Origin of the sequence: Sphaerospermopsis aphanizomenoides BCCUSP55 (assembly GCF_001586785.1) — a bacterium.
In the GTDB taxonomy this organism is placed as follows: Bacteria; Cyanobacteriota; Cyanobacteriia; order Cyanobacteriales; family Nostocaceae; genus Sphaerospermopsis_A; species Sphaerospermopsis_A aphanizomenoides_A.
This window is the reverse complement of the sequence record NZ_LUFH02000084.1, coordinates 1-12,633: the sequence shown is the minus strand read 5'-3', so window position 1 is coordinate 12,633 and position 12,633 is coordinate 1. Positions and strand designations below refer to the sequence as shown.

13 protein-coding genes are annotated in these 12,633 nt (G+C 40.3%); all 13 read right to left on the bottom strand.

Going from position 1 to position 12,633, the window contains the following annotated elements:
• Positions 1 to 118: 118 nt before the first annotated feature.
• Positions 119 to 1,462 (bottom strand): toprim domain-containing protein, encoded by a 1,344-nt coding sequence (locus tag A0J48_RS19485; protein WP_200325985.1) that lies wholly within the window; start codon positions 1,460 to 1,462, stop codon positions 119 to 121.
• A gap of 144 nt (positions 1,463 to 1,606) precedes the next feature.
• Complete coding sequence (locus A0J48_RS19480; protein ID WP_200325983.1) at positions 1,607 to 2,806, bottom strand: diaminopimelate decarboxylase family protein; 1,200 nt, start codon at positions 2,804 to 2,806, stop codon at positions 1,607 to 1,609.
• Positions 2,776 to 4,476, bottom strand: coding sequence for an asparagine synthetase B family protein (locus A0J48_RS19475; RefSeq protein ID WP_200325981.1), 1,701 nt, complete (start codon positions 4,474 to 4,476; stop codon positions 2,776 to 2,778). Before A0J48_RS19475 ends, A0J48_RS19480 begins: the two co-directional genes overlap by 31 nt.
• A 2-nt stretch (positions 4,477 to 4,478) precedes the next feature.
• Positions 4,479 to 5,096 carry a DUF3859 domain-containing protein gene (locus tag A0J48_RS19470; RefSeq protein ID WP_200325979.1) on the bottom strand — a complete coding sequence of 206 codons (618 nt, stop codon included), beginning with the start codon at positions 5,094 to 5,096 and terminating at the stop codon, positions 4,479 to 4,481.
• Between the two features lie 216 nt (positions 5,097 to 5,312).
• Entirely contained in the window at positions 5,313 to 6,074 is a 762-nt protein-coding gene (locus A0J48_RS19465) for a phycobilisome rod-core linker polypeptide (RefSeq protein WP_200325977.1), read from the bottom strand.
• A 121-nt stretch (positions 6,075 to 6,195) separates the two neighbouring features.
• Positions 6,196 to 6,939, bottom strand: a complete 744-nt coding sequence (locus A0J48_RS19460; RefSeq protein WP_200325975.1) for a phycobilisome rod-core linker polypeptide — start codon at positions 6,937 to 6,939, stop codon at positions 6,196 to 6,198.
• Positions 6,940 to 7,048: 109 nt separating this feature from the next.
• Positions 7,049 to 7,888, bottom strand: a complete 840-nt coding sequence (locus A0J48_RS19455) for a phycobilisome rod-core linker polypeptide (protein WP_200325973.1) — start codon at positions 7,886 to 7,888, stop codon at positions 7,049 to 7,051.
• Positions 7,889 to 8,027: 139 nt separating this feature from the next.
• The gene (locus A0J48_RS19450) at positions 8,028 to 8,639 is read right to left on the bottom strand and encodes a HEAT repeat domain-containing protein (protein WP_200325971.1); all 612 of its coding nucleotides are present in this window, start codon (positions 8,637 to 8,639) and stop codon (positions 8,028 to 8,030) included.
• Between the two features lie 85 nt (positions 8,640 to 8,724).
• The gene (locus tag A0J48_RS19445; RefSeq protein WP_200326009.1) at positions 8,725 to 9,555 is read right to left on the bottom strand and encodes a HEAT repeat domain-containing protein; all 831 of its coding nucleotides are present in this window, start codon (positions 9,553 to 9,555) and stop codon (positions 8,725 to 8,727) included.
• Between the two features lie 13 nt (positions 9,556 to 9,568).
• Complete coding sequence (locus tag A0J48_RS19440) at positions 9,569 to 9,814, bottom strand: phycobilisome linker polypeptide (RefSeq protein WP_200325970.1); 246 nt, start codon at positions 9,812 to 9,814, stop codon at positions 9,569 to 9,571.
• A gap of 49 nt (positions 9,815 to 9,863) precedes the next feature.
• Positions 9,864 to 10,724 (bottom strand): phycobilisome linker polypeptide, encoded by an 861-nt coding sequence (locus tag A0J48_RS19435; RefSeq protein WP_200325968.1) that lies wholly within the window; start codon positions 10,722 to 10,724, stop codon positions 9,864 to 9,866.
• 393 nt (positions 10,725 to 11,117) lie between these two features.
• A complete protein-coding gene (cpcA, locus tag A0J48_RS19430; protein ID WP_200326007.1) occupies positions 11,118 to 11,609 on the bottom strand; it encodes a phycocyanin subunit alpha in 492 nt (163 codons plus the stop codon).
• A gap of 79 nt (positions 11,610 to 11,688) precedes the next feature.
• Positions 11,689 to 12,210, bottom strand: a complete 522-nt coding sequence (locus A0J48_RS19425) for a phycocyanin subunit beta (protein ID WP_200325966.1) — start codon at positions 12,208 to 12,210, stop codon at positions 11,689 to 11,691.
• Positions 12,211 to 12,633: the final 423 nt, after the last annotated feature.

The window sequence follows — 12,633 nt, the reverse complement described above, 5'->3', positions numbered from 1 at the left end:
AGGATACAGGGGATAGATAACAGTAACATTTGTCTATTCCCTGTCTGAATAGAAATAATAACTATTTAACCCAACTAGAACAACTAAAATATTAATATCAAAACATTTAACTTAGCCATTAACCAAAGCTTTCTACCATATAAATATCATTTACTGAATCACCAACTACTATCAAACCGCTATCATCACTTTCTAAATTTATACTTCCGGAAATACCCCCCCTGAGAACTTTAATCAGCATTTGGGGACAAAAAGATTCCAATTCCACAAAATTACCCGCATCTAACCAAGCTAATTCTTCGGTAGATAAAGTCTGACGAACTTCTAAAGGTAATGCTGTCGATTTTTTGGCTAAAGAAGCTGTATTCTGCACAAACATTCCCCGCTTATTAGCAAGAATTTGACGAGGTAATAAACCCACATCAATAATTGTCACATTGCTGTTGAGAAACCAATTCTCACTAGTGCGGAGTCGATGGATTAAACTCACACCTTTAGGACTACAATCATGAAGAGCAAAAACTTGTAAATCTGGGTTACGTCGTAGCATTTCCATTGTTGTCTCGAAAATGCTTTGGGGATAACCGTTAATACTGAGAATTGCACAATTATTTTCAAAGTGGAAGTTATTAGCAATTAATAATTGCGCGATGGTAGCACTATCACAAACTACTAATCTATCAAAACTGTAAGCAGTAACATCGGGGTTAATAGATGTAGATGTAATTTTTTCTTGTGGTGATGGGAGAATCTTTATTAGTGACCCATTGATTTGTTCCCATTTAGTTAACCATTGTTGAAACTCTGACTGAGAAAACAAAAATTCCTGAACTAATCCAACTTTCCCTATTTGTTTAGTTCCCAAATATATTGACATCATTCCTATGATAACAGTAGTAGCAAACAGAGCGAATGAATTAACTATAGATACACTGAGAATAATTCCAGCAATAATAATAAAGAATCCGATAAGTTGCAAAAATCTAGCAAGTGCTTGACGAGTTTTATCGTTTATTGTTGGAGAATTAGTTTCTCTAAATAGATAAAAAATTGTTACCAGTTGAAATATTAAATTAACAACAATAAAAGTTGTATATTCTGGTAAGTTGATTGGAAAGACCGCATTTAATACTAATAATATTGGTATTGAAAATCCTCCAAAAAATCCTGTAACCCAGATATTGAAGAAAATGTAAAGTCCAATAAAAACAGGAATTGACGATGAACCTTTCTTTTTTAAACGATTATCCAAAAAATAAAGTAGTTGTTTGGGAGTAAAAAACAAGGTGTTATTAGCTGAAAGATCAGATATAATTTTAGCAAACATGGAATCAGTTATCTTTTGGAATTTCCCCATTGCTGTTGGTTCAAACGTAAACCGATGATTACATTGTTTACATCTTCCTTGGTTGGCTGTTCTGTCTTTTAAGGTGTTATCAGTTCCGCAGTTAATACATTTCATAAATTTGTAGTAATTTATTTTACATTTATCAGTTTTATCGGGTGAACTACCTCACGCAAAGACGCAAAAATTCAAAGAAAGTAAAAATTATTTATTCTGATTATTTCCCCTTCCTCATCTGCGTTTATCTGCGTGCATCTGCGTTCAGATTTGATTATTAAGTAAAACACTGTAATCTTCCCGTCGTCTAATTAAACGATGTGTACAATTTTCCAATAACACCTCCGCTGGTTTAGGACGATGTAAAAAGTGAGAAGACATAGCATAACCATAAGCACCTACATCTAAAATAGCGATAATGTCACCAATTTCTAAAGCTGGAAGTTGGCAATTTTTACCTAAATAATCCCGTGAATAAGTCGTATTTCCACAAATATCAGTCATGTAACTTCTTGCAGTTGAATTTTTCCAAGTGACGACTTCCCGATAACCACTATGTACAGCAGGAACAGAAATATTAGCCACCGTAGAATCTACACCAACAACTTGTTTTTCTCCTTGCCATTTTACAGACACAACCTTAGCTAACATCGTCGCACAACCAGCAATAGCAGAACGTCCTGGCTCAATTATTAAATCAATATTTTTACCTAACTTGCTAATTCTTTTACTTAATTCATCTCCAAACATTTCCCAATCAAAAGCCGCACCTTGATGATGATATGGATAACCAAACCCACCACCAAAATCTAAATATTGCCAATCTGGTAATTTTTGTGCAGTCTCTAAAACCCAATCAATTACATCAGTAAAAGCAGAAGTTGCATTAGTTCCCGTACCCCGATAAAAATGCAAACCCGAAATCTTTAAACCTGCATCCTTAGCAATAGAAATAGCCTCATCAAAATCTGCTAAACTCACACCAATCCGACTATCTTCAGAAACATTCAACCTTAAACCGATATTTAAATCTTCTTTTGCGTGAGATAATAAAACATCACACAACAACCGCAACTGAGAAATACTATCCAAATTCAGCGTCTTCACCCCCCAATTTAAAACCTGTTCCATCTCCCCCCGATTTAAATTACTCCCGCTATACACAATATCTTGAGGTTCAAAACCCGCATTCAAACCTAAATAAATATCACCCGGAGTATTAGCGTGAAGTCCCCAGCCAGCATTTTTAAATATTTTCAATAATGCAATATTACCATTAGTCACACTAGCAAAATGAAACTGCGTGCGGGGATAACTGATAGCTTTAGAAATCTGGGAAATAGTTTGGCGTAAAATATCGCCATCATAAACATACAAAGGAGAACCGTAAATCTGCAATAATTCCTGAGCAAGTTCCAAAGAAAATGGAGTTTTTAAATTTGTAATTTTTTGTATTGTTTCCATAACCAACTAGGGAATAAAAATGGATGATTCCAAGACTTTGAACCTAGTTTGACACCAAAAACGTGAAAATACCAAAGTTGCCATATAATTAGTAACCAAAGAATCTCACCTATGCGTCGTCCTTGAATATTTCCTCCTAATTGTCCTGTAACAATTTGTAAAGCAATGTCAGGGTAAAAAAGATTTTCTGCCTTTAGTATACCTGGATTTAACCAATTACCGATATCATGCCAAAAATCATTTACACACCAAGAGGTTAAGGGAACACCCATACCCCGCTTTTGTCTCCAAACAATTTCTGAGGGTAGCCAATTTTCTACAGCGCGTTTGAGGATATATTTTTCACAAGCACCTTGTAAACAGAGTTCCCCAGATAGCTGAAAAGTCCATTCCGCTAAAGGTAAATCACAAAAAGGCGATCGCACATTTAACCCATGTACAAACCCCAACGCAGTCGCACGGGGATGGATATTTTGCGCTCCTTTTAACATCAAACTTGCACGACGGAGACGATGCAGCAACGAAGGACAAAAATGGGCATCCAGAGCATCTGTAAGCCATTCCTGAGCATTTAAACCCTGAATCTGAGCATAAATTTCTGGCTGATACACTCGCTTTTCATAACCCCAGAGACGGTGAAACGTGCGGAGATACTGTTGAATAAAACCTTCTGCTTTATTAGGATATTCAGCTTGATAAACACCAGCAGCAATTAAAGGTTTATTAGTCCAACCTGCAAATAATTGATCACCACCTTCACCATTAAAAATTACCTGAGTTTCTTGAGATGCAACCTGATTTAATAAATATAAAGGAACAGTTACACCATCACCAAAAGGTAAATCTAAAGCTTTAATAGTGGGAATGAGAGCATTTTTAATATTCTGGGGACTAGCATCAACTTTCACCAAAGGAATATTGAGAAACTGCGCGACTTGTTCCGCGTAGGGATATTCAGAAATACCAAACTGACCAAAATCTAAAGAATAAGCGCGAACCTTCACCCCTGCTTCTACCAACAAAGCCGCTACAATTGAAGAATCTAAACCACCAGAAAGAAAAACCCCTACAGGTTCATCATTTAAATCAGCAATTTGCTTCTCTATCGCATTTTTTAGTAAAAATTGTAATTGAGAAACTGCTGTATTTTCATCCTGAACTTGTTCCTTTGATTCACACCATTGATGAATATTGATCAATTGAGGAGAACTAACACCATCAAAAATAACCTCAGTTCCCGCAGCTACAGAAAACACCTGATTAACAGGAGTTAAAGGATTAGGAACATAAGAAAAACAACTATAACCATATAAACCAGAAATACTAACTTCTGGATTTTCTATCATTTCTAGAAGTAATTGTAACCGAGAAGCAAACCAAATCTTACTATTTTGTTGAGTCCAAAACAAAGGAACTCTACCAAAAGCTTCCCTACCCAAAATTAACTTGTCATCTTCTACCCTCACCCAAACATCAGCATCAGAAAAACCCGAAGCAGAAACAGCAGCAATAATATTTTCCCCTATATCTGGTAAAGACTCACAACCAACATAAATAACATTCCAAACAAACTTCTCTCCCTTTCCTCCTCTCTCTACGCCTCTGCACCTCTGCGTGATAAAATCTTCCTTTTTCTCACCCCAATAACCGATAAAATGATAGGGAGACATAACTATTGCACCACAAATGTTTCCTCACTAATTTTCCGACCTTCCAACAACATTTCCACCCTCCAATTACCCACAGGTGCAGCAGAATTAATAGTATAACGACAGTAAGTATCCCAAACAGAAGTTTTCACTTCACGGGTTTGATAATTATTTTGTTTCACAACTTGACCACTAGGATCAATCCAATTACAAGCAAGAGATAACTTTTTACCTATTGGTGCATCTTTTAAAGTTACACGATAAAAAAGTTCAGAATTAGATTGACGATCAATGGTTTGCAGATTACGATTATCAGCTAAAGTAATTTTATCTTGTTGTGCAGAAACATTAGCCAGCAAAGAACTTTGTTGTTGATTAAAAAATATTGTTCCCGCAATAGCAATAATAATAGCCCCAACCACACCAAAAGCAATCATTTTATTACGACGTTTTTGGACTTCCAACGCCTGACGACGGCGTAACTGAATCAACGCTTCATCTAACAACTCAGGAGGTAAATTTAACTCCTGTAAAATTTGCTGAATCTGCTGTTTATCAAATTCCTCTTCTTGACGTAATTGTAATCCTTGAACTTCGGCAATGATCTGATTTAATTGTTCTTGAGTTAATCTTTGGTTCATATTTAAGAATTAAAAATTAACAATTAAAAATTAAAAAGCTCCTGTATTTCTGTCACCTGTCACCTGTCACCTGTCACCTGTCACCTACTTTCTGACACTAAGGGTCTGGTTTTCACTTAACATCATAACCAGCTAACAAAGAACCTGCCAACCCGTTATCATATCAATGTAAAAACCAGACCCAGTAGAAAATTTAGGTAATCAGATTACCAAATCTTAGCGTCTACCACGATAAGGAACTGCATTCAAATAATCAATGTCAAATGAAGAGATTTTTTGAGCGTAGTTACCCTTACTAGATAGGGAAGCAGCCATTTCCGCATACTTACCAGGATCACCTTCTGCCAAACGCTTTGTTTTCGCCTTAGCAGAGTAGAAGTTTTGCAAGGTAAACTGCCAGTCAGTTCTGACTGTTCCTGCTGTTTCTTGGAAGTCTTCACCGTAACGAGGTGTTACCAAGTTATAAGGACGACCTTCCATGCGTTTGCGTTGGTAAGGAACGGTATTATCACCAAAGTTGGCGCTGTACTCTTCAGAGTCTAATAAAGCATCAACAAAGCCGCTAAAACCCTTGGTGCCAATCACAATAGACCAAGCGATTTCTTCTTCTTTGTTATAAGCAGAACGACCCAAAAGGCGCTTGAGGGTGATATCTACCAAACGATAGTTGTTGTTAACAGAAACAACTAAACGATAGAAAGCTTCCGATTTAGCCAAACCACGGATGAAGTCCTTAACAGACAAAGAACCATTTTTCAGCTGAGATTCCAAAGTAATTTGGCGATTGAACTTGAGAATTTCATGTTCGCTGAAAACTTGGCGATAGCTTGCCCAAATGATAGCTTGAATGTCAGTGTAAGAACTAACATCTTCTACACGATAGATATAAGGAGTGTCTTCGTTTGTGTCAGCAACACCGAAGCTGCTAACGCGGTGATTTTGACTGCTTGGTTTGTATTGAAGTAATGGCAGTGCCATGCTGCGTCTTTCCTCTTGTTAATAAATTCGACTTTGAAACCGGAACAAGGTTTGATCACTCAAACTCCTGATTCACGCTTTAACTATTTTCCCGCATTAGGTTACACCCTATTTCCCAGATTTAGCGTACAGGGAAACTGGCACTAGGACTGATAGAAACAGGAATACCTGCGGGTATTGTCTCCCTAGTGGTATCGGGAATTTTAATATTGGCGGTGCTAACTGGCGTATAGGTAACAGTCCTAATACTGACGGAAGCAGCCATTGCGAAGAAGTCACTGATACTACCGGGCTTATACCGTTCATCTTCTAGCTTGTCACGCCAGTAGTCAGCATAGCGTGGTGTTACCAAATTAAAAGGTCTATCTTTATAGCGTCGGCGTTGGTAAGGAACTATATTCTCACCAAAGTTGTTTTGATATTCTTCAGAATCTACCAAAGCATCTACAAAACCATCCCAACCTGCTGTAGCAATTTTGATTGACCAAGCGATTTCTTCATCTTTGTTGTAAGGAGAACGACCTAACAACCGCTTCAGTCCAATTTCTACTAAGCGATAATTGGAGTTGGTTTTAATAACTAAACTTTGGAAAGCTTCAGATTTAGCCAAACCTCGAATAAAATCACGCACGGTGATGGCTTTGTTCTTCACCTGAGATTCTAAATTACCTTGGCGGTAGAATTTCAAGATCACGTGTTCGCTGAACAGCTGACGATAAGCAGCCCAAATTAATTCTTCAACTTCTCCACCAAAGGCGTAATCTTCGATGCGGTAAATCTTTGGAGTGTCCTCGTTGGGAACTTCGTAACCAGGAACTCGTTGATTTTGAGAACTGGGTTTATATTCTAGTAAAGGTATTGCCATATTTCAGGGTGTTTGTGAATGGTAAGTAATTGGTAATCGGTAATGGGCAATCGGTAATCGGTAATGAATTATTTACTGTCACCTATCACCTGTCACCTATTGCCAATGACTAATTTTTGACGATTCCAGGTACATAACGATAAGGTAGAGAAACTGCTACTGGCTTGATAGTCACTTCCTCAGTAGTGACTTCACGAGATGTATCGGGAATTTCCAGAGTTTTTACTTGGGAACTAACTGAAGCAATTGTCCGCTGATAATTGCGTTCGGTAATAATAATTTTCCCTGCCATTGCAAAGAAGTTAGCAGGAATAGCCCGCCGAATATCTTCTGTGGTCAACTGGCCTGTAGTCCGGGCGCTGTAGAAGGAACGACCACCCATTAAGCGAGTAGATTGGACATCGCGCCAGTAGGAATTGTAGCGGGGATTAACTAAATTAAATGGACTTGAGCCGAAACGGCGACGCTGGAAAGGTACAATGTCATCACCGAAGTTTTGCAGATACTCGTCGGAGTCTAACAAAGCATCAATAAAGCCATGTACGCCTTTGGTAGCAATGACAATTGACCAAGCAATTTCTTCATCTTTGTTGTAAGCCGCCCGTCCCAAAAACCGCTTTAAGATGATGTCAACTAAACGGTAGTTAGAGTTAAGGTCTGCTACTTGAGTGCGGAAAACTTCTGACTTACCCAAACCTCGGATAAAATCGCGGACGTTAATTGCCCGATTCCGCAGTTGAGATTCTAAAAATCTTTGGCGATAACTAGCCAAAATCAGGTGTTCGCTAAAAACTTGGCGATATCCTGCCCAGATGATGGCATCAATGTCTGCATCCGATGTAGCAGTATTTAAACAATAAATGGTCGGGGTATCTTCGTTGGGAACTTCATAACCTTCAACGCGCTGATTTTGCGAAGAAGGAGAATATTCTAAGAGTGGTATTGACATCTTTACTTTTACCTTGTTTTATGGTATACAAAGCAGTCTATCGGTTGTTATATCAGATTTGGAATAGTCAGGATAATTTGAGATCCTGGATACAGCTAATTGGTAAAGGCTGTTAGTCTCAAAGTCTAAAATCCAAAATCTAAAATCCACAATTGGTATAAGCCAACTGAATGCGGGCGCAAACTGCCTTTTCGACATCATTAGCCAGCATTTCTTTGAGCCTAGTCAAGACAGACTGTCGTACATCGGCAATTTTAGCCAAAGCTTGTAAACCGACAACAGCAGCGTAACGAATTGACCAGTCAGTATCTTGGGATATCAACAGCAGTGTATCTAAAGCGCGGTTGATAGCTGTTTGACTTTCGGGAAAACTCAACTTATGCCAGTGTAAGTTTCCTAGTCCTTTAGCAGCAGCACGGCGGACACTAGGAGCAAAATCAGTGGTCGCAACTGTGATTAAGACATCTAAAGCACGGGGATCTGCGATCGCCGCTAAGGTGCGAATCGAATAAGCCCGTGCGCCATAGTTATAATCATCTATTTGCTCTAACAGTTGGGGTACTGCCATTTCTCCCAGTTCAGTTAATCCAGCTACTGCCACCATTGCAGCTGCTGGGTTGTTATAACCAAAGACAGCAATTAAGGTGGAAATTGCTGTTGGATCTTTAGCTGCTGCCAGGTTTTTGACTGCTGTCACCATTTGGGCTGGTGTTTGTGCCAAGGTGACGGCATGAATTAGTTCCTTAGTCATTGGTCAATAGTCAATAGTCAATAGTCAGTAATCATTAGTAAGTTATCGTCGTGAAAACAACTGACAACTGACCACTGACAACTGACTATAGGAGTGAATCCATCAAGTTCATTACTTGGATTGCCTCAGCAGAAACAGCCAGAGAATCTAACTCATTGACAAGTTGATGCTCTAGCAATCCTTTGAGGGCCATAAGTTTGAAGCTATTTTCTACCTGAGCTTGAGCGATCGCCTCTGCTGCTGCTGTATACCCTATTGCTCCTAAGTCCCCCAAAACTACACGACGCAATTTTAGATCACCCTCAGCCAACATTTTCACCAATAAATCACCATATTTAGTGTCTTGTGTGAGTTGGTACATAGCTCTAGCAGCGGAGCATTGTACTCGTGGAATTGGATGCTCTAAAAAAGGCGAAATTAAGGAAACAGCCTCAGTTGCACCTAAGCTTCCCAAGGCTTCTAATACTGCTTCATAGGGTTGGGTGAGATGAGGGCGGCCTGGTACTTGCACGGCCTGAGCAACACCCCCATCTAATAGTTTCATCAGTGCCGATACGGCTGTTGTGTCGCGCAGCATTTCTAAAGATTGGGCAGCAGCTTCACGCACATAAAAATCAGAGCATTCCAAGCACTTAATTAGTCCTGGTACGGCCTGGGGATTTCCCAATTTACCGAGCGCCCTAGCTGCATTGCGTCGTAAAGGATAACCGCCAAGTTCTGTTTTGTCGGCTTTGTCTTCTAACGCTGCTATTAGTGCTTCTACCGCATCAGCATCACTGACTCGAAACTTACCCAACCACCAAGCGGCATAATAGCGGAGACTTAAATCTGGTGATTGCAGATTAGCGATCGCTATCTCTGGCGTAAGCTGTGGCCCATTTTCGACAGAATGTTCTTCTGCACTGGGTTCTACTATCATTGCCAGAGTTTTAGTTTTCCTCTGCTACAGTCAACGGTTCAATTTTGACGATTTTGCCACCTAGACGGTTAATCCGTTGCATTTCTTCGTTCATCCGCTTATAGGGTACGGTAATAAATACGCTACCACTACGACGAATGTTGAATTGATTTTTGTCGGTTTCTTGATTTTGGCGTAAGCCTACAACTTCGTAACGAAATACTCGGCTTGCAGATGAAGAAACGCTACCAGCGCCAAGTGTGGTTTGACCGAACATTGCCTCTAATCTCCTCTTGATCAGTTTTGCCGACGAACAGCAACCAACCTTACGTTGATGTAATGCTGACGATTTTGCCGCCTTGCTTGTGAATTTGCTGAATCTTGTCAGAAAGTCGCTCGTAAGGTACGATAAATGCTGTGCTGCTCCGCCGCACGCTGGGGTATCCTGGGTTGCGAATACCTGTAACTTCAATCCTGTAAACGCGATCCGATTGCCCTACAGCATTACCTAAATTTTGTTTGGGAGCGATATCCGCAGATGCACGGAAACCCCAATTATCATTTGTTCCTGATGGTCCAACAATTGAGGAAACTTTATTACTAGCTAATTCTCGTGCTAACCGAGATTTAGTTCCTTCCACCTGGGATGTATCGCTGTTGGCATAACCTCTGTATAAACGGAACATCCGGTTAAAGCCAGCCATGCTTTGCCCTGGTTGAGTGGAAAAACCGCGATAGTAGGGAACTACGTAATCACCAAAGCTGTTTTGATACTCCTGAGAATCAATGTAGGAGTCGATTTCCGCATCGTAACCTTCGTTGATATACAAGTCTAAGTGATAGCTCACTTCCGACTCATCATAAGGTGCGCGACCCAACAAATGTTTATAGTTGAGTTCGATCAACCTAGTTTGAAAACTGTTGTAGAAGAATTTGGCCTTGTAGAGTTCTGATTTGGCTACGCTCCGCACAAACTCGCGCACTGTTAGGTTGCGATCACGCAATAGTGACTCTGCACTGATGAGGCGATCTGATGCCAAGATATAGTCGTTTCCTAAGACTTGTCGATAAACGGCTTGGATCACCAATTCAACTTCTTCGCGGCTGGCGTTGGGGCGCAGTTCAATTCGACGTACCTCGCTAAAAGGCTCTGTTCCCAGCCTTGATGCTGCTGTTGTAATTGCCATTCTTTTCCCCTATTTATTTACACTACGGTTATTTTGACCATGCCAATTTTAGATCTTGGATGCAAAGATTTTGGATTGAGGTGATTCGGTACTCTTTCTCCACAAGCAAGATCAATACTCACTTGCTGGCAATACCCATCTAAAAATTATCAATCTCTAATCGCTGTTTTGCCTTTGCTTTGCTCAGACCAATCTAAAATCCAAAATTGTTTGACCGAGTGCTGGCTGTATAAAGCTTGTTATTTATTCCTACATAAAACTATGCCCGGAGCGAGATCCAACTGCTAGGTGAGCCAGTCCGGTCTTGGGAGGTTTATCCCCCATGAGCAACTGATTAACCCCAAAGGGATAATTTCATCCAGCACTTGTACCCCTCTCCGGGCATGAAGCTATCTAGCTGAGAGCGTTGATTGCGTAGTCGATGTAGGTGTTAGCTTCGTTAGCAGCTTGGCCGCTTAAGCCGTGGTTGCCTTTGATGTACTTCAGAGCTTCTACATACCAGCTGGGAGACAAATCAAACGCGCTGTTGATTTCAGCCAAACCAGCAATCAATAACTCATCCAAAGGACCTGTACCACCAGCAACTAAGCTATAGGTGATGATGCGGAGGTAGTGACCAACGTCACGAGCGCACTTGGATTTACCACGAGCATCAGCCGCGAATTGAGGTCCGGGTGTGTTGGTGGTGTAAGGGAATTTTTGGTACACAGCGTTGGTTGCACCATCAATCAGCTTTTGAGCATTAGCTGTCAAACCACGAGCAGCTTCCATGCTAGCAGCAGCACGGACGAAACGACCGTTAACGGCTTGTAATTCGGTGTTGCCTAAGAAACGTCCTTGGGTATCAGCAGCTGCGATTGCTTCGGTAATTGGTGTTTTCATGATTTCTTATCTCCTTGATTGTTTTTGAGCTTTCTTGTTTGGAGAAGCTGAAGTGTTTAGGATCTAGACTATTTGGCAACTGTTATGCAACAGCAGCAGCAGCACGATCAAAATAGCTAGCCAATTCAGAAACTAAAGAGCTGCAATCGCCTTTGGTGATGCCGTTGGGATCGTTAACAATAGCGATAGCTGCTTCTTTCATTTTGCCAACACCTTTAGCTACAGAAGCACCAGGAGTACCCAAAGCTTGGTAGGTTTCACGCAGACCGTTCAAGCAACGATCATCTAGAACACTAGCATCACCAGCCAATGCTGCGTAGGTAACATAGCGTAAGATGATTTCCATGTCGCGCAGACAAGCAGCCATGCGACGGTTGGTGTAAGCATTACCACCAGGAGCGATCAAGCTAGCTTCGTCTTCAAATAAAGCACGAGCTGCGTTGGTAACAATAGCAGAAGCGTTGCTGGTGATGCGGTTAACAACGTCCAAACGCTTGCTGCCGGAGGTAACAACTGCGGTTAGAGCATCTAGTTGTTCGGTGCTGAGGAATTCGCCTCTGGAGTCAGCTTGAGAAACAACCTTGGAGAATACATCTAATGTCATGGATTCTAATCTCCTAATTACTTAGTTGAGAGAGGTTTTGATGAAAACGACAGATGTTTTATCAATTCGGAAGCGGCTAACAGCAAACTAAAATTAAACGGCCTCTCTACTTGGGTTCTCATTTTCTTGTCAATCATTCCGAAGGTAGAAATATGAGAATCAGAGGTAACTTTATGAGAAGCACGCAAACTTGATGAATCAGTTGCGTCGTTCAACATTCGTTTGTTGTTCAACCCCTTCAGCTTATGTTTATACAATGCTATAGATCCTTTATTTGTTACAAATTATGAATAAATAAGTTCCGGTAATAATAAAAGCCTCAAATCCTTTACATACAAGGAATTCGCCTGAGAAAAAGCTCAAATAATTGTTACAAAACTTTACATTTGGCTAAATTTAGAGAGAAATATAGGCATTTTATAT